Consider the following 21979-nt stretch of genomic DNA (forward strand, 5'->3'; position numbering starts at 1 on the left):
GTCGGCCGAAGGCGCCTGTGTGGCACGGAGTGCCGCATGAACGCTACGCTTCGGCGCCCACCGCGCGCAATCGATGATCGAGCATTGTGTGCCGACGCCCCGCCGACACCGTCCGTACCGCCTGTCCCAGCGCCCGGCGCGAGCCGACCAGTACGACGAGGCGTTTCGCCCGGGTGACGGCCGTGTACAGCAGGTTTCGCTGCAACATCATCCAGGCCCCGGTCGTGACCGGTATCACTACCGCCGGGTACTCGCTGCCCTGCGAGCGGTGGATCGTCACCGCGTACGCGTGGGCCAGCTCGTCCAGTTCGTCGAAGTCGTACTCGATCTCCTCGTCCTCGTCGGTACGGACCGTTAGCGTCTGCTCCTCCTGGCTGAGCGCCGTAACGACACCGACCGTGCCGTTGAAGACGCCGGCCGCCCCCTTCTCGTAGTTGTTGCGGATCTGCGTCACCTTGTCCCCCACCCGGAAGACCCGGCCGCCGAAGCGCTTCTCCGGCAGGTTCGGCCGCCCGGGTGTGATCTCCTGCTGCAGCAGGCCGTTCAACGCCCCCGCCCCTGCGGGGCCGCGGTGCATCGGCGCCAGCACCTGGATGTCCCGCCGTGGATCGAGGCCGAACTTCGCGGGTATGCGCCGCGCGGCCACATCCACCGTGAGCCGGCCCGCCGCCTCCGTGTCCTCCTCCACGAACAGGAAGAAGTCGGACATACCCTGGACCAGCGGCGGCGCCCCGGCGTTGATGCGGTGCGCGTTCGTGACGACGCCCGACTGCTGGGCCTGCCGGAAGATCCGCGTCAGCCGGACGGCCGGGACCGGCCCGCCCTCGGCCAGCAGATCCCGCAGCACCTCGCCCGCGCCCACCGACGGCAGCTGGTCCACATCGCCCACCAGCAGCAGGTGCGCCCCGGGCGGCACCGCCTTGACCAGCTTGTTCGCCAGCAGCAGATCGAGCATCGAGGCCTCGTCGACGACGATCAGGTCCGCGTCGAGCGGGCGCTCCTGGTCGTAGGCGGCGTCCCCGCCGGGCTTCAGCTCCAGCAGCCGGTGCACCGTGGACGCCTCGACGCCCGTCAGCTCCGCGAGCCGCTTGGCCGCCCGGCCCGTGGGCGCGGCCAGCAGCACCGACGCCCCCTTGGCCCGGGCCAGCTCCACCACCGAGCGGACGGTGAAGGACTTGCCGCAGCCCGGCCCGCCGGTGAGCACGGCGACCCTGCGGGTGAGGGCGAGCCGCACCGCGTCCCGCTGCTCGGGGGCCAGATCCGCCCCGGTGCGCCGGGCCAGCCAGGCCAGGGCGCGCTCCCAGTCCACGTCGGCGAAGGCGGGCAGCCGGTCCTCCGGCGTGGCCAGCAGACGGCGAAGCCGGCCCGCCAGCGAGCGCTCGGCCCGGTGGAACGGCAGCAGATAGACCGCCGTCAGCGCGTCCTCCGGGGACTCAGGGTGCGGCCCCCGCTCGCGGACGACGCCCTCCTCCTCCCCCGCCAGCTCGTCCAGGCACTCGATCACCAGCCCGGTGTCCACCTGGAGCAGCTTCACCGCGTCCGCGATGAGCTTCTCCTCGGGCAGGAAGCAGTGCCCCTGGTCGGCCGACTGGGACAGCGCGTACTGGAGGCCCGCCTTCACCCGCTCCGGGCTGTCGTGCGGAATGCCGACGGCCTGGGCGATGCGGTCGGCCGTGAGGAAGCCGATCCCCCACACGTCCGCCGCCAGCCGGTAGGGGTGGTCCCGCACGACGCCGATCGAGCCGTCCCCGTACTTCTTGTAGATCCGCACGGCGATGGAGGTGGAGACACCGACGCCCTGGAGGAAGACCATCACCTCCTTGATGGCCTTCTGCTCCTCCCACGCGGCGGCGATCTTCTTCGTGCGCTTCGGGCCGAGACCGGGCACCTCGATCAGCCGACCGGCGTCCTCCTCGATGACGTCCAGCGTGTCCGTCCCGAAGTGGTCCACGATGCGCTCGGCGATGCGCGGCCCGATGCCCTTGATCAGCCCGGAGCCGAGATAGCGCCGTATGCCCTGCACCGTGGCCGGCAGCACCGTCGTGTAGTTCTCCACCGTGAACTGACGGCCGTACTGCGGATGGGAGCCCCAACGCCCCTCCATCCGCAGCGACTCCCCCGGCTGCGCGCCCAGCAGCGAGCCCACGACGGTGAGCAGGTCCCCGCCGTGGCCCGCGTCCTTCCGCCGCGAGGGCGCGACCCGGGCCACGGTGTACCCCGTCTCCTCGTTGGCATAGGTCACGCGCTCGAGGACGCCTTCGAGCACGGCAGGCTGAAACGACATGTCACAGACCGTAACCCCCGCCGCCGACAGTGCGACACCCCCGCCACCGACCTGTGGACAACCGGCGCCTACTTGCTCCGCACCCCGGTCGTCGTCTTCAATCCGGACGTAGTCGTTCGTATGCGGTTTCCACACGAACCCCCCGACGTGAAAGGCGTGTGCCATGGCGGTCCGGGCGACGACGGCGGGCGTGCCCGCCTCCCGGCAGAGCGCGGAGCGGTCCCCCTGACGGCCCCGGGTCCCGCGGCGGACACCCCGGGCACCGGGCTCGACGTCCTCGTCATCGGGTCGGCCAACGCCGATCTGGTCACCGTCGTCGAACGGCACCCCGCGCCCGGCGAGACCGTCCTCGGTTCCGATCTCGCCCTCCACCCCGGCGGCAAGGGCGCCAACCAGGCCGTCGCCGCCGCCCGCCTCGGCGCCCGGGCCGGCCTGCTGGCCCGGGTCGGCGACGACGCGCACGGCCGGCTGCTGACGGACTCCCTCGCCGCGTCCGGCGTCGCCACCGGCACCCTCCTGACCGGCGGGGCGCCCACCGGCGTAGCGCTGATCACGGTCGGCGCGGGCGGTGACAACACCATCGTCGTCTCCCCCGGCGCCAACGGGCACCTCACCCCGGCGGACGTGGCCGCGGCCCAGGACGCGGTGGGCGCGGCGGCCGTCGTCTCGCTGCAACTGGAGATCCCCCTGGGGACGGTGGCGGCCGCCGTCTACACCGCCGCCGCGGCCGGCACCCGCGTCGTGCTCAACCCCTCACCGCCCGCCGCGCTGCCCCCGGACGTCCTCGCCCTGTGCGACCCCCTCGTCGTCAACGAGCACGAGGCCCGGCTGCTGCTCGCCGGCACCGGGGCGGCGGACGGCGGCACTCCGGCCGACTGGGCGGCGGCGTTGCTGCGGCACGGCCCGCGCAGCGTCGTCGTGACCCTCGGCGCCGCGGGAGCGCTCGCCCGGGGACCCGAGGGCACCGCACTCGTCCCGGCGCCCCGCGTCGAGGCGGTGGACTCCACAGGCGCGGGCGACGCCTTCACCGGCGCGCTCGCCTGGCGGCTCGCCCGCGGCGACGACCTCCCCACCGCCGTGCGGTTCGCGGTGCGCGCGGGCGCCGCCTCCGTCGCCCAGCCCGGCGCCCAGAGCTCCTACCCCTCGGCTGGCGAGCTGCCCTAGGGCGGGCCCCGAACGTCACGCGGTCCCGCCGAGCCGCGCTCGACGGGACCGCGTGACGCTGGGATGTCGGGGCGTCAGCCGAGGCGCCCGGGCAGGGCGAACGGCGTCTGCTCCACCGCCGGGCGGTCCAGCTGCGCGTCGAACGGCGCGAGCGGCACGGCCTTCTCGGCGGCCGAGCGGGCCGGCGGACGGGCCTCGTCCGCCACTCCGGCCCAGCGCAGCACCGCCTCGGTGGCCACGGCCTTCTCGTCCTTTGGCAACTGGGCGATGTTCGCACCGTGGTTGGCGCCGGGGGCGGTGAACACGTAGGCGTCCTCCGCGCGCGGGCCGACGCGGAAGGGCTCGGCGCCCCACGGGTCGTTCTCACCGTTGACGAAGAGCATCTCCGAGGAGGACTTGCGCACCCAGCGGTCGATGTCCTTCATCGCCTTGCGATCGAGCTCCGGGACGTCGATCTCGTCCGGCACGGCCTCGCTCGGGTGGTACACGTCCGGGTAGCGCAGCAGCCCCTTGAGGTGGTTGGGCGTGCGGACGGTCGGGTAACCCAGCTCGGTGGCGGCCTGGTAGTAGTACGGCGTGTAGGGCGTCATGCCCTGGTCCGTGTAGAAGCCGAAGCCGGAGACCTGGTCGATGTAGTCGTACAGCTCGTCCGTCGAGGCGTCGGCCTTCGGGGCCTTGAGGCAGTCGTCCTCGTCCTGGTACTGGAAGTACGCCCACACGAAGTCCAGCACGACGACCTCGAAGGCGCGGTCGGGCGAGTCGTACAGCTCGAAGGTGTAGCCCTTCTCCTCGGCCCACGTCGTGTAGCGGTCGACCATCTCGTCCCGGCGCAGGAGGGCCTCGCGCTGGATGCCGTTCAGCCGGTCCCGGCACTCCTCGGTGGCGACGTTGCGGAAGAACCGGTCGTAGGCGGTGTTGTTCTTGACGTTGGTGTTGTTCGGCGCGACGTAGGCGACCGTGCCGTCCATGTCGTCCGGGTAGAAGCGGCGGTAGTAGGTGGCCGTCATGCCGCCCTTGCTGCCGCCGGTGGAGATCCAGTTCTCGTCGTAGATGTCGTTGAGTGCGTCGAAGAGCCGGTGCTGGTCGCTGGCGGCCTGCCAGATGTCCAGCTTGGACCAGTCGGCCGGCTCCGGGCGCGAGGGCGTGAAGAACCGGTACTCCATGGACACCTGGTTGGCGTCCGCGATCCGGGTCGGCTCACTGCGGCGCGGGCTGGTGCTGACGTGGTAGCCCGAGGTGTAGAAGACGGTGGGCCGGTCCTCGGACTTGTGCAGCAGCGTGAACCGCTGCTCGAACGTGCCCTCGGAGGGCCGGTTGTGGTCGACCGGCTGCTCGTATCCGAGGACGAAGAACCGGTACCCGTCGACGGGCTTCTCCTCGATGAGGCGCATCCCGTCGATCGCGAGTATGCGGTCCTTGATGTCGGCTTCGGCCGCGGTGGCGGCCCCCGCCGACGCGGTGGCGACCCCCGCCGTGCCGACCAGCACGCTGAGAGCCAGCACCCCTCTGAGCGCTGCGCGCATAGACAACTCCCCCTGGATGTGGGTAGGTAGTCAGGATGTTCGCGGTGAACCTATCCGCCGGTCGGCCGGGCCACCACCCCCCGGTCGGCCGGAGCGGACCGCCGACCGGCGGCGGGGTTGGCCGCCTCACCCGGCCGACGTCGCCCTGTCGTACCGGCCGCGTAGGGTCGACGCCATGGACGAGGTGCTGGCCACCGGGCCGCGGGACATGACGCTGCTGAGGTTCGACGCGCTGGAGGAAGGCGCGGCGGAGGCCGCCTACGTGCTCGTGGCCCTGTGGCACGGGCCGCTGCTGCTGCTCGTGCGCGTGCGCAAGCGCTCGTGCTGGGAGCTGCCCGGCGGCGGAGTGGAGCCGGGCGAGTCGCCCCGGGAAGCCGCCGTCCGGGAGCTGCTGGAGGAGACGGGCCAGCGGGTGCCCGCCGAGGCCCTGGCCTTCGTCGGCTACGCGACGACGGCGATCGGGCCGGAGCAGGCGGTGTTGCGCGGAGCCCTGTTCACCGCCGGCACAGACCGTCCCGAAGCCTTCAGCCCGACGGACGAGATCGCCGCAACGCACTGGTGGGACGGCGTCGGGAAACTGCCCGGCGGGCGGTTGCAGACCGTCGACACGTACCTGGCCGGGCTGGTGCGGCCGGAGCGGTGAACGGGGCGCCACCAGCCCCGGGGAGCCGGTGCGGGACGACGGTGAGCGCCGCCGTCCCGCACGGACGGAGCGTCAGAAGCGCAGAGTCCAGGAGTCCAGGTGGCCCTGGTCCCAGCCCGCGTGGTCGTGGATCTCGAGGGTCCACGTGCCGTCGGCGTTGACTCCGGAGCCGGTCAGGCCGAAGGTCTGCTGGATGTCGTTGGAGCTGCCGCCGTCCCGGTTCCAGATCCGCCAGCTCGTGCCGCCCGGGGCGATGACGTCGATCGTCAGATCGCCGATGTAGGTGTGGTGGAGGTCCAGGTCCACCTCGAAACTCCCGGCGTCGCCGATCCCGGAGACGGCGATCTCGGAGACGGCGGTGCTGTGGTCGCTGATGGTGACGTCGCCGTCGTTGGTGAACTCGTCGCCGCCCGGCGGGTCGGTCGGGTCCCCGGCGGAGCTGCGGAACGGTCCGGTGACCTCGTAGGTGATGCCCCCGGAGGACGAGCCGCTGGTGCCGCGCTGCGAGGAGAAGTAGAGCCGGTCGCCAGCCGGGTTGAACCAGGGACCGGTGATCTCCGAGGAGCTCTGGCCGTCGATCTCCAGGAACGGCGCGACGACCTCGCCCGGGGTGATGATGTTGATCTGCATGTTGCCGCCGTCCTCGGCGACGAAGAGGTCCCCGGAGACGGAGCCGGTGATGTTGTCCACACCGGTCAGTGGCGCGGGGCCGTCGACCAGGTCGTTGTCGTACGCCAGCTCGTAGGTGTCGTCCGCGGTGTTGAACCGCCACACCCGGTTGTCACCCTTGGTGGTGAACCAGCAGGCGCCGTCGGCGTAGTACGCGCCCTCGCCGCCGTCGAAGTGCTTCGCCCCGGAGACCTGGTGACGCGTCTCGGTCTGGCCCGGACGGGGGGTCGGGTTCGGCACCTCCTGCCAGCTCGCGCTGCCGGACGTCCCGCCGCCGGCCACCAGGACCTCCAGCGTGCCGCCCTGCGAGAGGTCACTCCAGACGGCGGGGCGGAACCGGTAGAAGCAGCCGTCGCCCTCGTCCTCGGTCAGGTAGATCACCTGGCGGTCGGGGTCACAGGCCGCGGCCTCGTGCTGGAAGCGGCCCATCGCGTCCCGTCGCTCCGGGGCCCGCACGCCGTACGGGTCGGTCTCGAATACGTAGCCGTAGGCCGTCTCCTCGCAGGACAGCCAGGTGTTCCACGGGGTCGGACCACCGGCGCAGTTGCGATTGGTGCCGGAGAGGATCCGGTACGCGTCGGTGACGGTGCCGTCGGCGTCGAAACGGAGCGCGCTCACCCCGCCGTCGCCACCGGACAGTTCGGCGTTGGAGACGTAGATCCAGCCGTCCCCGTCCGCGAAGCAGGCGCCGCCGTCGGGGGCGCCGTGCCAGGTGTAGCCGGTGCCGGGCACGGTCTGGGAGGACCGGGCGACGACGCGGCTGGTGAAGCCCTCGGGCAGGCGGATGCCGTTGGCGTCCGCGGACTGGAGCGGGCCGTACGGGCTGGGACCGTTCTGCGCGGGGGCGGCGAGCGCCGCCCCCTGCCACAGGCTGCCGGCGAAGGCGAGACCGCCGGCCCCGGCGACGGCGGCACGGAGGACTGCTCTGCGGTTCATATGCACGGGCTGACTCCTTCGACAGGTGGGGGGTGGTACCCGGTCAGCGGTACTCGGGCGCCGAGCGGAAGGTAGGCACCGGCGCCGCGCCGAAGAGTAACGATGCGCGAAGCACTGCGGAACGCTTCACGAACTCGTCCTGGATAACGCTGGAATGGGGACAAAACCCGGTCACGTACCCGGACGAGCCCGTGCGCCCGGGTACGTGACGGCGTCACCTTCGGGCAGCCGGGGCCGCCTCCCCCGCCTCGGTGAGGTGGCGCAGGGTGAAGGGCCGGCTCAGCAGCGTCTCCAGCTGCCGGGCGACATGCTCGAAGTGCGGCGTTCCGAAGTGGCGCTCCAGGGCTGCCCGGTCGGTCCACTCCTCGATGATCACCATGTTCCCGGGCCGGTTGGGGTCCACGTACGGCTGGTAGGCCAGGCAGCCGGGCTCGTCCAGCGAAGGCTCGATCATGGCCTCCAGGGCCGTGCGCAACGCGTCCTCCTTCCCGCGGGCGGCGTCGAACACGGCGATGACGGTCAGGCTCATCGTGCGGCCTCCTCGGGGGTCGGGGCGGTCGGGGCCGCCGTGGCGGTCTGCTCGTCCTCGATGCGGTTGCCCTTGATCAGCCAGGTCGGCCCCTCGGCGTAGTCCTTGATCAGTTCGAAGAAGCGGGCGAAGTGCGGCCCCTCGCAGTGGAGATCGAAGGCGCGCTCGTCCTCGTACGCCTCGTTGAGGTAGAAGCGGCCCGGCCGCTCGGAGTCCGCGATGAGCTCGAAGCGGAGGGTGCCGGGCTCGTCGGCGGCCGAATCGCGGCCGTCCGCCAGAGCGGCCGCGACGAAATCGGCGCGGCGCTCCTCCGGCACGTCGAAACTGACGGCGATGTGGTACACGAGGCTCCTCGGAGTCGTCGTTCTCTGACGCCCCGATACTTCCGGCTCCGGAGCCCACCCGGCAGGGCCGCCTCGCACCGGGGGACCGGCCAACCTGGGTCCGGCAGAACCCCCCTGTCGTCGCCGCGAGTTCGTACAGTGGACGGTATGGACCGCAGAGCCGAACTGGGAGCCTTCCTCCGCTCGCGCAGAGCCCGCCTCAAACCCGAGGACGTCGGGCTGAACGGATTCGGCAGCCGACGGCGGGTCCCGGGCCTGCGCCGGGAGGAACTCGCGCAGACGGCCGGCGTCAGCGTGGACTACTACGTGCGCTTCGAGCAGGGGCGCGGGGAGAACGTCTCGGACTCCGTCATCGACGCCGTGGCCACCGCGCTCCGGCTCACCGCCGCCGAGCGGGCGCACCTGCACGACCTGGCCCGGGCCGTCGGCGGCCGTCCGAGGGCCGCAGGGACGGCGCGCCCGGAGGTCCGCGCCGGGGTGCGGCGTCTGCTGGCGGCGCTCACCGAGGTTCCGGCCTATGTGGTCGGACGGCGTACCGACATCCTGGCCTGGAACGGCCTGTACGCCGAACTGCTCACCGATCTCGCGGCGCTGTCGGCCGACCGGCGCAACACGGCCCTGCTGACCTTCCTCGACACGGAGGTCCGGGCTCGCTACATCGACTGGGAGACCAAGGCGCGCAACGTCGTGGCCTTTCTGCGCATGGACCACGGACGCCACCCCGGCGACCCGGCCTTCGACGCCCTGATCGAGGAACTGTCCGACGGCAGTGCGGAGTTCCGCCGGATGTGGGCGGCGCGCGAGGTGGACGAGCGTACGCACGGCGCGTACCGCATGCTGCACCCGGCGGTCGGGGAGCTCACGGTGCGGTACGAGGGCTTCCAGCCCACCGGGGACCCGGAGACGACGCTGATCGCCTACACCGCCGAGCCGGGCTCCCCGTCCGAGGCGGCCCTGCGACGGCTCGCGCGACGGGCCGCCCGTACCGCCCGCCACGGGGACGCCGCGCACCGCGCGCCCGGCCCCGGCGGACCGGCGGTGCGCGACGCGCCGGACGAGGCCGACGCGGCGGCTCCGGTCGGCTGATCCGGTCCGGGTGATCCGGTCGGGTGATCCGGCGGCGCCCTACGTGGCGGCCGGCTCGGGCTGGGGCTCGCCGATGAAGGTGCGCCACAGGGCGGCGTAGCGGCCGTCGGCGGCCAGCAGCTCCGCGTGGGTGCCGTCCTCCACGACCGTGCCGTGGTCCAGGACGATCACCCGGTCGGCCCGGGCGGCCGTCGTGAGCCGGTGGGCGACGACGAGAGTGGTGCGGCGCCCCGCCAGCCGGTCGGTGGCCTGGTTGACCAGGGCCTCGGTGGCGAGGTCCAGCGCGGCCGTCGCCTCGTCGAGCAGCAGGATCGCCGGGTCCACCAACTCCGCCCGGGCCAGGGCGATGAGCTGGCGCTGCCCGGCCGAGAGGTTGCGGCCCCGCTCGCCCACGGGGTGCAGGTAGCCGCCGGGCAGGGAGGCCACCATGTCGTGGGCGCCCACCGCGCGGGCGGCGGCCTCCACCTCGGCGTCCGTGGCGTTCTCCCGGCCGTAGGCGATGGCGTCCCGCACGGTGCCGGGGAAGAGGTACGGCTCCTGGGGGACGACGCCGAGGTGGCCGCGGTAGGCCGTGAGGTCCAGCTCGCGGACGTCAGTGCCGTCGACCAGGACGCGGCCCTCGGTGGCGTCGTAGTACCGGGCGACCAGCTTGACCAGCGTGGACTTGCCCGCGCCGGTCTCGCCGACGAAGGCCACCGTCTGCCCGGCCGGGATCGTGAGGTTCAGGCCCTCCAGAGCTGCCTCGTCCAGCGGGGCGCCTTCGGCCGAGCGGTAGTGGAAGGAGACGTCGTCGAAGGCGATCTCCCCACGCGGGCGGCCCGGGTCGAGCGGCCGGGCCGCGGCAGGGGTGCTCGTCTCCTCGCGCAGCAGCTCGCGGATGCGGCCGAGGGAGACGACGGCCTGCTGGTAGCCGTCGAAGACCTGGGAGAGCTGCTGCACCGGGGCGAAGAACAGCTCGATGTAGAGCAGGTAGGCCACGAGCGCACCCGCGGTGAGGGTGCCGGCGGCCACCCGGTCGGCGCCGACGACGAGCACGGCCGCCGTGGCCAGGGCGGCCAGAAGCTGGACGAAGGGGAAGTAGACGGACACCAGCCACTGGCCGCGCACCCGGGCCTGGCGGTAGCCGTCGCTGCGGCGGGCGAACCGGTCGGCGCCGAGGCCCTCGCGGCGGAAGGCCTGCACCATGCGCAGCCCGGCGACGGACTCCTGGAGGTCGGCGTTGACGACGCTGACCCGCTCCCGGGCGAGCTCGTAGGCGCGCACCGACTGCCGGCGGAAGAAGACGGTCCCGACGACCAGCAGCGGCAGCGAGGCGAAGACGACCAGGGCGAGCTGGAGGTCGATGACCAGCAGCGCGACGAGGATGCCGGCGAAGCTGATCAGCGAGACCACGGCGGTGACCAGGCCCGTCTGCAGGAAGGTGGACAGCGCGTCGACGTCCGTCGTCATCCTCGTCATGACGGCGCCGGTGAGGTGGCGCTCGTAGTAGTCCAGCCCGAGCCGTTGGAGCTGGGCGAAGATCTTCAGCCGCAGGGCGTACAGGACGCGCTCACCGGTGCGCCCCGTGAGACGGATGGCGAGGACCTGGGCCGCCCACTGCCCGGCCACGACGAGGAGCGCGAGCGCGGAGGCGGCCCACACGGCGTTGAGCGCCGAGCGGGTGACGCCCTCGTCGATGCCGTGCCGGATGAGCACAGGCAGGGCCAGAAGAGCCAAGGCGTCGATCGCGACGAAGACCAGAGCGAGCGCGAGCGGCCCGCCGAAGCCGCGCAGGAGGTGCCGCAGCCCGTATCCGCCGTGCAGCGGCGAGGCCGCTGCCTCCTCCGCCTGCTCCTCGTCCACGTCGGGCACCTCGGTGGCCGGGGGCAGGGCCGCCACCTTGGCCAGCAGCTCCGGGCTGCCGGGGGAGGCCGCCAGCTCGGCGCCCCAGCTTCCCGGGCGTCCGCTCTGCGCGGCGAGGGTGCCGGCCTGGCTCGCGGCGGATCCCGCCGCGTCCTCCTCGCCCGCCCGGCGGACCCACAGCTCCGGGGTCACGCCGTCCACCGTGCGGTGGCTGTCGTGGGCGGCCTGCCCGGCCGGGTCCCGCTCGACGTTGCCCAGCTCGTCCGGGTCGGTGAGGAGCCGGCGGTAGAGGGAGCAGCGCTCGGTCAGTTCCGCGTGGGTGCCGATGTCCACCAGCCGCCCGCCGTCGAGGACGGCGATCCGGTCGGCGAGGGCGAGGGTGGACTGGCGGTGGGCGATGAGGAGCGTGGTGCGGCCGCGCATGACGCCCCGCAGGGCCTCGTGGATCTCGTGCTCGATGCGGGCGTCCACCGCGGAGGTGGCGTCGTCGAGTATGAGGAGCCGGGGGTCGGTGATGATCGCCCGGGCCAGGGCTATGCGCTGGCGCTGGCCGCCGGAGAGAGTGAGACCCTGCTCGCCGACGGTGGTGTCGTAGCCCTCGGCCAGCTCCTGGATGAAGCCGTCCGCCTGGGCGGCCCGGGCGGCGGCGCGGATCTGCTCGTCGGTGGCGTCGGGCGCGCCGAAGGCGATGTTCTCCCGGATGGTGGAGGAGAACAGGAAGCTGTTCTCGGGCACGAGGCCGATGGCCGAGCGCAGGGAGTGCAGGGTCAGGTCCCGTACGTCGTGCCCGCCGACGCGGACGGCGCCGCCGGTGGCGTCGTAGTAGCGCGGCAGAAGCATCGAGACGGTGGACTTGCCGCTGCCGCTGGGGCCCACGACGGCCAGGGTCTCCCCCGGCCTGACCTCCAGGCTGACGCCGTCCAGCACGGGGTGCTCGGGGTCGTACCCGAAGGTGACCCGGTCGAACTCGACGGAGGCCGGGGCGTCGGCCGGGAGCTCGCGCGCGCCGGGGCGCTCGGTCATCTGCGGTTCGGTGTCGATCAGGTCGTAGACGCGCTCGACGCCGGCGCGGGCCTGCTGCCCGATGGTGAGCATGGCCGCGAGCATCCGGACCGGGCCCACGAGCTGGGCGAGGTAGGTGGAGAAGGCGACGAAGGTGCCCAGGGTGATCGAGCCGTTGACGGCCATCCAGCCGCCCAGGGCCAGCATCGCGACCTGGCCGAGCGAGGGGATGGACTGCAGGGCCGGCGTGTAGCGCGCGTTGTAGCGCAGGGTGCGCAGCCGGGCCGCGTACAGAACCCGGCCGACCGCGCGCAGCTTCGCCTTCTCCTGCCCCTCCTGCCCGAAGCCCTTGACGACGCGGACGCCGGTGATCGCGCCGTCCACCACCGAGGCCACGGCCCCGGCCTGCTGCTGCGCGTACCACGTGGCCGGGAAGAGCCGGGCGCGGCTGAGAGAGGCGATCCACCACAGCAGCGGGAAGACGGCGAGGGAGACGACGGTCAGCAGCGGGGAGAGGATCACCATCACGGTGAGCGCGACGACGAACAGCAGCGCGTTGCCGATCATCATCGGGACCATGAAGAGCAGGCTCTGCACCAACTGGAGGTCGCTGGTGCCCCGGCCCACGACCTGGCCGGTGGACAGCTCGTCCTGACTGCGGCCGTCGAGGCGCACGATGGCCTCGTACATGTCCGTGCGCAGGTCGTGCTGGACGTCGAGGGCGAGCCGCCCGCCGTAGTAGCGACGCAGGTACGTCAGCCCGTAGACGAGGACGGCGGCGCCGACCAGCAGGCCGATCCACAGGGCCATGTCGCCCGTCTCACCCGCGGTGACGTCGTCGATGACGGCCTTGGTGATCAGCGGTACCAGGGCCATGACGCCCATGCCGGCGAGCGAGGCTCCGAGGGCGAGCAGAACGTTCCGCCGGTAGCGCCAGCACTGGCGCGTCAGGCGCCTGGCCCAGCTTGGGCGTTCCGGCCCCGCCTCCGATTGCCCTGTCCCCGTCGTCACGCGGCCCCACCCTTTCCGGTCGTTCTCCGATCCCGCCGGAAAGCCCCAACGCCGCCGGGCCCGCTTTCATTCCACCCGGCCGCCCCGGGTTCGCGCAGCCGTTCGGCGCCGACCGGGTGACGGGGCGGCCGGGTGACGCGGCGGCCGGGTGACGCGGCGGCCGGGGGCCGGATCAGGAGACCGGGTGCCGAGGCAGTTCAGGAGGCCCGGGGCCGGGTCAGGAGCGCCGGGAGCCGGGCCGGAAGGACCAGGGCTCGGTCAGGAGGCCTGCGGGCGGCCGTGGCTGGGCCGCAGGCCCATGGCGTCCATCCAGGCCGGCCGACCGCCGCCGAGGATCTCGGAGAGGAGCAGCAGCCGGGTCAGCCCGTCCCACTCGGCCTCGTCCTGGAGGTCCGCGACGCAGGTGATGCCGTCCGGCGCCATGACGGCGGCCAGGTGGTCGGCGTCGGCCGCGCAGTCGGCGCACTCGGTGACGGCCTCGCCGTCGGCGCACGCGGCGCACGGTCCGCCGTCCGCGGGGGCGCCCGCGGAGAAGCGGGCCCAGACCGCCTTGCCGCAGGGGCCGGGCGTCGTCCAGCCCCAGTCGTCGGAGAGGCAGTCGACGATCTGGAGTCCGCGGCCGCCCTCGGCGAGGTCCTCGGCGTCCCGCACCGCGGGAGTGCTGGCGCCGGCGTCGAGTACCGCGCACAGGACGGTGCCGCCCTGGCGCAGCAGGCTCAGCATCACCGGCCGGCCGCTCGGCGGGTCCCAGGGCTCGGCGCTGTGGCACAGCGCGTTGGTGACCATCTCCGAGACGGAGACAGCCATGTCGTCCACCAGGTCATCCAGGCCCCAGCCGCGCAGTGCGGTACGGGTGTAGCCGCGGGCGAGGCCGGGCGAGTGCGGACCGGTGTCCAGCGTCCAGGCGGCGAAGGCGGAGGCCGACTCCGCGGCCGGTGTCGCCACCGGGGCGGGAGCGGATGTCGGGGAACTCAGCATCGGGTACGGGGCCGATCCGCCGGAGAGACCGAAGGGAGGGATGGGCGCGGTTGACTCCGCCCACCTCGCCGGTTGATTCATCGTCCAACCCCGCAGCCGTCGTCTCCGGTGCGCTCACGTCGCTGGGAACACGCTTGCGCCCCCCATCCTGTGGCATTTGTACTTACTGCTGCAAGTGCGGATGCAAGTACAGATGCAATTACGGGGGCTTCTGAGGCAGTATTCAGCCAGAGATCTTGGTGGGACTGAAGTGACAAAAGAGGCAGAAGTGGCAGGTATGGCAGGGACGACAGGACTGACCGGCGGACCGGGCACCCCGACGGACAAGGGCCCGAGCGGCGGGGGAGCCGCCCACGCCGAAGGCGGTGGCATACCGGCCGACCGGCTCGACGGCGTCCGCTGGCGCAAGAGCCGCCGCAGCAACCCCAACGGCAACTGCGTGGAGGTCGCCGAACTGCCCAGCGGCGGAGTGGCGGTACGGAACTCGCGCTACCCCGCCGGACCGGCGCTGATCTACACCGACGCCGAGATCTCAGCGTTCATCCTCGGCGCCAAGGACGGCGAGTTCGACGACCTGGTCACCGGCCCCTGACCGGCTGTACAGTCCTTCGCCGTAATGGGAGACTTGCCGACTGTCTCCTTACCTACGGCACCCCGGAGCACCCAGGAGCAGGCCCGATGGCAGCACAGCCCGAGTACGACTCTTCGGTTCGCCGGCTCCTGGCCCAGCCCCGGGGCGGGCCGACGGTCCTGCGCATCGTGCTCGGCACCCACCTGCGGCGCCTGCGGGAGTCCTGCGGCATCACGCGCGAGGCGGCGGGCGAGGCGATCCGGGGCTCCCACGCCAAGATCAGCCGCCTGGAGCTGGGCCGCGTCGGCTACAAGGAGCGGGATGTCGCCGACCTCCTGACCCTCTACGGCGTCCTGGACCCGGAGCAGCGCGAGGAGTTCCTGACCCTCGCCCGGCACGCGAACAACCCCGGCTGGTGGCACCAGTACAGCGACGTCATGCCCAGTTGGCTGGAAACACTCCTCGGCCTGGAGGAGGCGGCCTCCGTCATCCGGACGTACGAGGTCCAGTTCGTCCCCGGCCTCCTCCAGACGGCCGAGTACGCCAGGGCGGTGACGCTTCTCGGCCACGCACAGGCGAGCGAGGCCGAGATCGAGCGCCGGGTGCGGCTGCGGATGCGGCGGCAGGAACTGCTGACGGGGCCGCACGGGCCGAAGCTGTGGGCCGTCATAGACGAGGCGGCCCTCCGCCGCCCGCTGGGCGGGCCGGGAGTGATGCGGGGGCAGGTGGAGCACCTGCTGAAGGTGGCCGAGCTGCCGAACGTCACGCTCCAGGTGGCCCCCTTCGCCATCGGCGGCCTGGCCGCCGCGGGCGGCCCCATCACCCTGCTGCGCTTCACCGAGCCCGACCTGCCGGACATCGTCTACCTGGAGCAGCTCACCAGCGCGCTCTACCTCGACAAGCGGGCGGAGGTGGAGGCGTACATGGTGGTGATGGACCGGCTGTGCGCCGCCGCGGACCCGCACGATCGCACGGTCGGCTTCCTGCGGCGGCTCCACGCCGAGCTCTGACCCGCACCTCTGGACACCCCCGGGCCACTGGCCACCCGCGGCGCACGCCTGGAGGGTCCGCGGTCCGCCCCGAAGGCGCAGGACCGGCAAGCGCGGCCCCGCCCCGGCACCGGAGGCGCCTTCCGGGGAAGCGCGAGCCCTGAGAAAAGGGAACGGCCCCGGAGAGTCAGGCCTCTCTCCAGGGCCGTTCCGGCGGGGCGTCGCGCTGGTGGCACTTGACGGGCCAGCACCCCCCACAGGGCCAGCACCGCCGCCTAGCGTCTTCGACGCCCCGTCCCGCGGGATTACGTTGGGGAGTCTGGTCGATAATCCCCTTGGTTTGCACATCGACCGAACAGAATCAGTAACGTTGTGTGTTAAATGAGTGGCAGGAAGTAATACACCTACCAGGCAGTAACCGAACGCTCACGCACGCTCTACCAGCAAGGATACGAGCCGACTTGGGCACGGTGCCCAACAAGTGGAGTCAAGGACGGCTTCCCGGCCGCCTCGAACACGGCCGAAAATCGCTGGTTACCCAGCCGAAACGAGGGCCTTACCGTGCACGGTGCACATGCACCCAGCCCATGCGCGCCCGCACCGGCACGCGAACGCCCCCGGTGCCCCCGCTCGGCCCGTACCGGACCGCGCGGTGCACCGGGGGCGCGTGACGTCCGTGGGAACGTCAGCGGGCCGCGGCGATCTGCCGGGACATGATCGTCGTCAGCTCGTACGCGGTGTGCGAGGCGGCCACGGAGGTGATCTCCGCGTGGTCGTACGCCGGAGCGACCTCCACCAGGTCCGCGGAGACGAGGTTGCAGCCCGCCAGCCCGCGCAGGATCTCCAGCAGCTCGCGCGACGTGATGCCGCCGGCCTCCGGGGTGCCCGTGCCGGGCGCGTGGGCCGGGTCCAGGACATCGATGTCGATCGAGATGTACAGCGGGCGGTCGCCGATGCGCTGGCGCAGCTGGTCCGTGATCTCATCCACCCCGCGCCGCATGACGTCGGCCGAGGTGACGATGCCGAAGCCCATCTTCTCGTCCTCGTCCAGGTCCTTCTTGCCGTACAGCGGACCGCGGGTACCGACGTGGGAGAGGGCCGAGGTGTCGAGGATGCCCTCCTCGACGGCACGGCGGAACGGCGTGCCGTGCGTGTACTCGGCGCCGAAGTAGGTGTCCCAGGTGTCCAGGTGCGCGTCGAAGTGGAGCAGGGCGACGGGCCCGTGCTTGCGGGCCATCGAGCGCAGCAGCGGCAGCGCGATGGTGTGGTCACCGCCCAGGGTCATCATGCGGGCGCCGGTGTCCAGGATCTCGTCCGCCGCGGCCTGGACCGTCTCGACGGCCTCGTTGATGTTGAACGGGTTCACCGCGATGTCGCCGGCGTCGGCCACCTGGGCGAGGGCGAACGGCGAGGCGTCCTGCGCCGGGTTGTAGGGGCGCAGCAGCCGGGAGGCCTCCCGGATCGCGTTCCCGCCGAAGCGGGCGCCGGGCCGGTACGACACGCCGGAGTCGAAGGGGACGCCGACGACGGCGACGTCCGCGGCACCGACCTCGTCCAGTCGCGGCAGCCGGGCGAAGGTGGCCGGGCCTGCGTAGCGCGGGACGCGGGAGGAGTCGACGGGACCGACGGGACGGCCGGAGGGGTGGGGGCTCGTCTCACTGCTCATACGCGCGAGGGTAGGCGCTGCGCAGACCCCGCCGACATGGACGTTTCTGAGCGGACAGGTGCCGCGTTTTGGACACATGGTCCATCGACCGCACGGACACGCGACAATGAGCGCATGCCCGCACCCATGGAACCGCCCGTCAGCCCTCCGCCCCCGCAGCCCGCCGTGCCCAGCCGGGCCGAGCTGATCGAGCACCTGCGGCACACCCGCATAGCCGGGGACGTCGCGACGCCGCGCGAGAACAACCTGGCGCACTACCGGGCACTGGCCAACGGCGACCGGCACTACTGGTTCGGCCTGGAGTTCGGCGACCGGTGGACGGACGAGCAGGACGTGCTGGCGGTGATGGCCGAGCGGGCGGGCGTCGTCGACGACCCGGGCCACCGCACCGGGCAGGACACCATCGACCCGGCTCTGACCGTGGACGCCCTGGAGCGGGCGGCCGTCCGGCTGCGCAAGGCGGCCGACGCGGGCGAGCGCGTGCTCTTCGCGACCGGTCACCCCGGCGGCCTGCTCGACGTGCACCGCAGCGTGGCCGCCGCGCTGCGGGCCGCCGGGTGCCACATCGTGCGGGTGCCGCTCGGCCTGGTGGCCGACGAGGGGGTCGTCGTCCAGCTCGCCGACGTCGCCATGCACGAGCGCGGGGCGACGCTGTGGCACACCCACTCCCCCGAGCCGATGCGGGCCATCCTGGACGCCCTGCCCCGGCACGGCGAGCCGCTGCCCGACCTCGTCTGCGCCGACCACGGCTGGGCCGGGTACGCCGCGCAGCACGGCCTGGACGCGGTCGGCTTCGCCGACTGCAACGACCCGGCCCTCTTCCTCGCCGAGGCCGAGGGCACGCTCTCGGTTACCGTCCCGCTCGACGACCACGTGGTCAACCCGCGCTTCTACGAACCGATGACGGCCTACCTCCTCGCGCAGGCCGGGCTCACCGGCTGAGCGCCTGCCTACGCCGCGTCCGGCGGATCGGCCCGGCACGCCCGGCGGGACCCGGCCCACGGGCGGACTCTGCCTCCGCGGCGTAGCGCTCGAAGGGCACCACGGCGCTGTGGGCCGTGGTGCCGCGCTCCGGCCGCCACGGCGGGTACCACGGTGGACCGGGGTTCGGCCGCATGACGACGCCGCTCACGGCGTCGTTCGTCCTGATCCGCCGGACGGGCCTCAGCGGGACCGGGGGACGCGGACGGCCCCCTCCTGGATGACCGAGGCCACCAGCGAGCCGTCCGCCGTGTAGATGGCCCCCTTGCCGAGCCCCCGCCCGCCCTGGGCCGTGGGGCTCTCCTGGTCGTACAGCAGCCACTCGTCGGCCCGGAACGGCCGGTGGAACCACATGGCGTGGTCCAGGCTCGCGCCGACGACGTCGCCGGTCACCCAGCCGCCCCGCCCGTGCGCGAGCAGTACGGAGTCGAGCAGCGTCATGTCCGAGACGTAGGTGGCCAGGCAGATGTGCAGCATCGGCTGGTCGCGCTCGCCGTCCAGCTTGCCGTTCGTCCGGAACCACACCTGCGAGCGCGGCTCCGTGGCCCCGCGCCCCGCCGCCGCGTAGGGCGGCTCGTTCACGTACCGCAGGTCGACGGCCGCCCGCGCCTCCGCCAGCCGCTCGACCACGCCCGGGTCGATGAACAGGTCGGCGTGGGCGGGCAGCAGCTCCGCCGCCGTCGGCAGGGACTCCGGGTCCGGGGCGGCCGGCATCGGCGTCTGGTGCTCGAAGCCCTCCTCGTGTACCTGGAAGGAGGCCGACAGGTGGAAGATCGGCTGCCCGTGCTGGACGGCGACGACGCGCCGCGTGGTGTAGGAGCGCCCGTCGCGGATGCGGTCCACGTTGTAGACGATCGGCGCCCCGGGGTCCCCGGGCCGCAGGAAGTAGGCGTGCAGGGAGTGCGCGGGCCGCTCGGCGGGGACGGTGCGCCCCGCCGCGACCAGCGCCTGGGCGGCCACCTGGCCGCCGAACACCCGGGGCACGATCGCCGAGCGGCTGGCGCCCCGGAAGATGTCCCGCTCGATGCGCTCCAGGTCGAGCAGGTCGATCAGGGAGTCCAGTGCCGCGTTCACGCCGTGCTCACAGCCCCATCGACTTGGCCACGATCGAGCGCATGACCTCGCTCGTGCCGCCGTAGATGCGGGTGACGCGGGTGTCCGCGTACAGCCGCGCGATGGGGTACTCCCGCATGTAACCGTAGCCGCCGTGGAGCTGGAGGCAGCGGTCGATGACGGTGGCCGCGGTCTCGGTGGTGAACAGCTTGGCGGAGGCTGCGTCGGCGGCCGTCAGCTCGCCGGCGTCGTGCGCCTCCAGCGCCCGGTCGACGACGGCCTCCATGGCGTCCACGTCGGACTTGCAGTCGGCGAGGACGAACTTGGTGTTCTGGAACGAGGCGACGGACCGCCCGAAGACCGTCCGGTCGGTGACGTACTCCTGGGCGAAGCGCACCGCCGCGGCGGCCTGGGCGTAGGCACCCACCGCGATCCCCAGCCGCTCCTGCGGCAGGTTGTGGGTCAGGTACTCGAAGCCCTTGCCCTCCTCGCCGAGCAGGTCCTCGACGGGCACCTTGACGTCGGTGAAGCTCAGCTCGGCGGTGTCGGACGTCTTCAGACCGAGCTTGTCGAGCGTGCGGCCGACCTCGTACCCCTCGCTGCGGACGTCGACGACGAGGATGGAGATGCCGGAGCGCCGGTCCTCGGGGGTCGGCGGCGCGGTGCGGGCGCAGACCAGCATGCGGTCCGCCTGCACGCCGCCGGTGATGAACGTCTTGGCCCCGTTGAGGACGTAGTGCGTGCCGTCGTCGGAGAGCTTCGCCGTGGTCTTCATCCCCGCCAGGTCGGAGCCGGTGCCGGGCTCCGTCATGGCGATGGCGGTCATCATCTCGCCGGACACGAAGGCCGGCATCCAGCGCCGGAGCTGCTCCTTCGTGCCGTACTTGAGCAGGTAGGGCAGGCAGAGCGCGGTGTGGACGTTCGAACCGCCGAAGCTGACCCCGGCGCGGGCGCACTCCTCGCTGATCACGGCGTGGAACTTGAAGCTCGTCTCCCCGGCACCGCCGTACTCCTCGGGCACCTCGATCCCGAAGACGCCCAGCTCGCCGAGCTTGCGGTAGAGGTCCCGCGAGACCATGCCCCGCTGCTCCCACTCCGGATAGTGCGGCACGACCTCGGCGGCGATGAACTCCCGGATCGTCTGCCGGAACGCCTCATGGTCCTTGTTGAACACCGTGCGACGCATGGGCGCGCCTCCCTCGGATCGGTCCTGGCACTCGCTTTCTAAGCGCTTGCTCATTTGACGCTACCCAGCGTCCCCCCAGGTGTCCAGAGCCCGCACGCGACCGGAGCGGACTCGCCCGCCGACCGCGGGTAGCCTGCACCGGCATGGACGACGGCATTCGCGAGGACGTGTACGTGGGCCACGCGGCCCGGGACGCCGCCCTGGACCGGGGTTGGCTGCTGGGCCACTTCAAGTCTCCCGGAGACCCGCGGCACAGCGAGGACGTGGAGATCAAGTGGGGCGTGCACCCCGTCGGCGACCGGCGGGCGGAGTGGGTGACGGGTGAGACCCGTACCGCTCTCCTCGTCCTCATCAGCGGCCGGTTCCGGCTGGAGTTCCCCGGCCGCAGCGTCACGCTGGCCGAGCAAGGCGACTACGTGGTCTGGGGCAAGGGCGTGGACCACTCCTGGTACGCGGAGGAGGAGTCCGTGGTCCTCACCGTCCGCTGGCCCTCCGTCGCGGGCTACCGGGTGCCGGGGTGAAGGGACGCGCGCATCGGGGCGGCTGACGTCCCGTCGCGTTTCCCCCGGCCGGATCCCCGGGCCCCGGGGGCCCCAGGGGCCACACCCGCACGACAAAGGCCCGTGACCTGCGTTTCCGCAGGTCACGGGCCTTCTCTCAAGGGTGAACGACGGGACTTGAACCCGCGACATCCTGGACCACAACCAGGTGCTCTACCAACTGAGCTACGCCCACCACGACCGGCTTTCGGGGGCTTCCCGCACCGGCCGGATACGAGTGTACAGGGTCTTCGGCGGTGGTCGCGCACGCCTTTTCGGGCCGCGCTCCGCGACCCGCCCGCACGCCGGGTTCGCGCCGCCGGTGTGCCGGGCGGGGCGCGCGACCCGCTCAGGCGCCGCCGGTGTGCCGGGCCGCGATTGCCTTGGCGGTCTCGGAGTCCGGTCCCGGTGCCGGGACGAAGACGGCCTCCCGGTAGTAGCGCAGCTCCGCGATGGACTCGCGGATGTCGGCCAGGGCGCGGTGCGTGCCGCCCTTCTCCGGGCTGTTGAAGTACGCCTTCGGATACCAGCGCCGGGCCAGCTCCTTGACGGAGGAGACGTCCACGAGCCGGTAGTGCAGGTGGGAGTCCAGGGTGGGCATGTCCCGGTGGAGGAACCCGCGGTCGGTGGCGATGGAGTTCCCGCACAGCGGCGCCCGCCCCGCCTCCGGCACGTGCTCCTTCACGTAGGCGAGCACCTGCGCCTCGGCGTCGGCCAACGTCGTGCCACCGTCGAGGAGGTCCAGCAGGCCCGAGGTGGTGTGCATCGCGCGCACGACGTCCGGCATGTTCGCCAGCGCCTCGGCAGGGGGGCGGATGACGACGTCCACCCCCTCGCCGAGGACGTTCAGCTCTCCGTCGGTCACCAGCGCGGCCACCTCGACGAGAGCGTCGTCGGTCAGCGAGAGGCCGGTCATCTCGCAGTCGATCCACACCATCCGATCGTTCATGCGGGTAACCCTACGTTGACCGGACGCCCCGCGG

At 72.5% G+C, this 21979-nt stretch carries 18 protein-coding genes, 1 tRNA gene and 1 pseudogene; 7 read left to right on the forward strand and 13 right to left on the reverse strand.

Features of this window, described 5'->3' with window-relative positions; genetic code table 11:
• Positions 1-43: 43 nt before the first annotated feature.
• Positions 44-2284, reverse strand: coding sequence for an ATP-dependent RecD-like DNA helicase (locus tag HPT28_RS16605; RefSeq protein ID WP_219091878.1), 2241 nt, complete (start codon positions 2282-2284; stop codon positions 44-46).
• Positions 2285-2509: 225 nt separating this feature from the next.
• On the opposite strand from HPT28_RS16605, the gene HPT28_RS16610 reads away from it, so the two are divergent.
• Entirely contained in the window at positions 2510-3448 is a 939-nt protein-coding gene (locus HPT28_RS16610; protein ID WP_257578771.1) for a ribokinase, read from the forward strand.
• Between the two features lie 74 nt (positions 3449-3522).
• Here HPT28_RS16610 and HPT28_RS16615 read toward each other — a convergent pair whose 3' ends face one another.
• A complete protein-coding gene (locus HPT28_RS16615) occupies positions 3523-4971 on the reverse strand; it encodes a S28 family serine protease (RefSeq protein ID WP_219091880.1) in 1449 nt (482 codons plus the stop codon).
• 175 nt (positions 4972-5146) lie between these two features.
• Here HPT28_RS16615 and HPT28_RS27060 point away from each other — a divergent pair, with 175 nt between their 5' ends.
• Positions 5147-5614, forward strand: a complete 468-nt coding sequence (locus HPT28_RS27060) for an NUDIX domain-containing protein (protein WP_257578754.1) — start codon at positions 5147-5149, stop codon at positions 5612-5614.
• Positions 5615-5686: 72 nt separating this feature from the next.
• Here HPT28_RS27060 and HPT28_RS27065 read toward each other — a convergent pair whose 3' ends face one another.
• The 4 genes and pseudogenes from HPT28_RS27065 to HPT28_RS16635 all read right to left on the reverse strand — a co-directional run bounded on the left by HPT28_RS27065 (position 5687) and on the right by HPT28_RS16635 (position 8092).
• Positions 5687-5920, reverse strand: coding sequence for a proprotein convertase P-domain-containing protein (locus HPT28_RS27065; protein ID WP_308119315.1), 234 nt, complete (start codon positions 5918-5920; stop codon positions 5687-5689).
• 132 nt (positions 5921-6052) lie between these two features.
• Positions 6053-7219 (reverse strand): annotated as a pseudogene (locus HPT28_RS16625) (alkaline phosphatase PhoX); the annotation flags it as partial.
• 214 nt (positions 7220-7433) lie between these two features.
• The gene (locus HPT28_RS16630; protein WP_219091883.1) at positions 7434-7748 is read right to left on the reverse strand and encodes a putative quinol monooxygenase; all 315 of its coding nucleotides are present in this window, start codon (positions 7746-7748) and stop codon (positions 7434-7436) included.
• The gene (locus tag HPT28_RS16635; protein WP_219091884.1) at positions 7745-8092 is read right to left on the reverse strand and encodes a putative quinol monooxygenase; all 348 of its coding nucleotides are present in this window, start codon (positions 8090-8092) and stop codon (positions 7745-7747) included. Before HPT28_RS16635 ends, HPT28_RS16630 begins: the two co-directional genes overlap by 4 nt.
• 147 nt (positions 8093-8239) lie before the next feature.
• Between HPT28_RS16635 and HPT28_RS16640 the strand changes: the two genes are divergently transcribed.
• Positions 8240-9178, forward strand: coding sequence for a helix-turn-helix transcriptional regulator (locus HPT28_RS16640; RefSeq protein WP_219091885.1), 939 nt, complete (start codon positions 8240-8242; stop codon positions 9176-9178).
• 39 nt (positions 9179-9217) lie between these two features.
• Here the strand turns inward: HPT28_RS16640 and HPT28_RS16645 are convergent, their stop codons facing one another.
• Both HPT28_RS16645 and HPT28_RS16650 read right to left on the reverse strand, forming a co-directional pair.
• Positions 9218-13033, reverse strand: a complete 3816-nt coding sequence (locus tag HPT28_RS16645) for an ABC transporter ATP-binding protein (protein ID WP_219091886.1) — start codon at positions 13031-13033, stop codon at positions 9218-9220.
• Positions 13034-13291: 258 nt separating this feature from the next.
• Positions 13292-13978 (reverse strand): ATP-binding protein, encoded by a 687-nt coding sequence (locus tag HPT28_RS16650; protein WP_219091887.1) that lies wholly within the window; start codon positions 13976-13978, stop codon positions 13292-13294.
• 403 nt (positions 13979-14381) lie between these two features.
• On the opposite strand from HPT28_RS16650, the gene HPT28_RS16655 reads away from it, so the two are divergent.
• Together HPT28_RS16655 and HPT28_RS16660 are read left to right on the forward strand one after the other, a co-directional pair.
• The gene (locus tag HPT28_RS16655) at positions 14382-14603 is read left to right on the forward strand and encodes a DUF397 domain-containing protein (protein WP_308119316.1); all 222 of its coding nucleotides are present in this window, start codon (positions 14382-14384) and stop codon (positions 14601-14603) included.
• 86 nt (positions 14604-14689) lie between these two features.
• On the forward strand, positions 14690-15592 hold the full coding sequence (locus HPT28_RS16660; protein WP_219091889.1) for a helix-turn-helix transcriptional regulator: 903 nt from the start codon (positions 14690-14692) through the stop codon (positions 15590-15592).
• 664 nt (positions 15593-16256) lie between these two features.
• Here HPT28_RS16660 and speB read toward each other — a convergent pair.
• Positions 16257-17237, reverse strand: a complete 981-nt coding sequence (gene speB / locus HPT28_RS16665) for an agmatinase (protein ID WP_219091890.1) — start codon at positions 17235-17237, stop codon at positions 16257-16259.
• Positions 17238-17351: 114 nt separating this feature from the next.
• On the opposite strand from speB, the gene HPT28_RS16670 reads away from it, so the two are divergent.
• Positions 17352-18179 carry a phosphatase gene (locus HPT28_RS16670; RefSeq protein ID WP_257578757.1) on the forward strand — a complete coding sequence of 276 codons (828 nt, stop codon included), beginning with the start codon at positions 17352-17354 and terminating at the stop codon, positions 18177-18179.
• Positions 18180-18401: 222 nt separating this feature from the next.
• On the opposite strand, the gene HPT28_RS16675 is transcribed toward HPT28_RS16670, so the two are convergent.
• Together HPT28_RS16675 and HPT28_RS16680 are read right to left on the reverse strand one after the other, a co-directional pair.
• Complete coding sequence (locus HPT28_RS16675; protein WP_219091891.1) at positions 18402-19292, reverse strand: acyl-CoA thioesterase II; 891 nt, start codon at positions 19290-19292, stop codon at positions 18402-18404.
• 7 nt (positions 19293-19299) lie between these two features.
• Positions 19300-20457 (reverse strand): acyl-CoA dehydrogenase family protein, encoded by a 1158-nt coding sequence (locus tag HPT28_RS16680; protein ID WP_219091892.1) that lies wholly within the window; start codon positions 20455-20457, stop codon positions 19300-19302.
• Positions 20458-20612: 155 nt separating this feature from the next.
• On the opposite strand from HPT28_RS16680, the gene HPT28_RS16685 reads away from it, so the two are divergent.
• Positions 20613-20978: a signal peptidase I gene (locus HPT28_RS16685; protein ID WP_219091928.1), complete on the forward strand. Its 366-nt coding sequence runs from the start codon at positions 20613-20615 to the stop codon at positions 20976-20978.
• 141 nt (positions 20979-21119) lie between these two features.
• Here the strand turns inward: HPT28_RS16685 and HPT28_RS16690 are convergent.
• Together HPT28_RS16690 and orn are read right to left on the reverse strand one after the other, a co-directional pair.
• Positions 21120-21192 (reverse strand) — tRNA-His (locus HPT28_RS16690).
• Between the two features lie 153 nt (positions 21193-21345).
• Entirely contained in the window at positions 21346-21945 is a 600-nt protein-coding gene (orn, locus tag HPT28_RS16695) for an oligoribonuclease (protein WP_219091893.1), read from the reverse strand.
• Between the last annotated feature and the right edge of the window lie 34 nt (positions 21946-21979).

It is taken from the genome of Streptomyces sp. JJ38, from assembly GCF_019303475.1.
Lineage (GTDB): Bacteria > Actinomycetota > Actinomycetes > Streptomycetales > Streptomycetaceae > Streptomyces.

What these genes read in the sequence shown, in the direction of transcription:
- HPT28_RS16640 (WP_219091885.1), top strand. Translation starts at nt 8,240, where the DNA reads ATGGACCGCAGAGCCGAACTGGGAGCCTTCCTCCGCTCGCGCAGAGCC.
- orn (WP_219091893.1), bottom strand. Translation starts at nt 21,945, where the DNA reads ATGAACGATCGGATGGTGTGGATCGACTGCGAGATGACCGGCCTCTCG.
- HPT28_RS16670 (WP_257578757.1), top strand. Translation starts at nt 17,352, where the DNA reads ATGCCCGCACCCATGGAACCGCCCGTCAGCCCTCCGCCCCCGCAGCCC.
- HPT28_RS16605 (WP_219091878.1), bottom strand. Translation starts at nt 2,284, where the DNA reads ATGTCGTTTCAGCCTGCCGTGCTCGAAGGCGTCCTCGAGCGCGTGACC.
- HPT28_RS16630 (WP_219091883.1), bottom strand. Translation starts at nt 7,748, where the DNA reads ATGAGCCTGACCGTCATCGCCGTGTTCGACGCCGCCCGCGGGAAGGAG.
- HPT28_RS16615 (WP_219091880.1), bottom strand. Translation starts at nt 4,971, where the DNA reads ATGCGCGCAGCGCTCAGAGGGGTGCTGGCTCTCAGCGTGCTGGTCGGC.
- HPT28_RS16660 (WP_219091889.1), top strand. Translation starts at nt 14,690, where the DNA reads ATGGCAGCACAGCCCGAGTACGACTCTTCGGTTCGCCGGCTCCTGGCC.
- speB (WP_219091890.1), bottom strand. Translation starts at nt 17,237, where the DNA reads ATGAGCAGTGAGACGAGCCCCCACCCCTCCGGCCGTCCCGTCGGTCCC.
- HPT28_RS16680 (WP_219091892.1), bottom strand. Translation starts at nt 20,457, where the DNA reads ATGCGTCGCACGGTGTTCAACAAGGACCATGAGGCGTTCCGGCAGACG.
- HPT28_RS27060 (WP_257578754.1), top strand. Translation starts at nt 5,147, where the DNA reads ATGGACGAGGTGCTGGCCACCGGGCCGCGGGACATGACGCTGCTGAGG.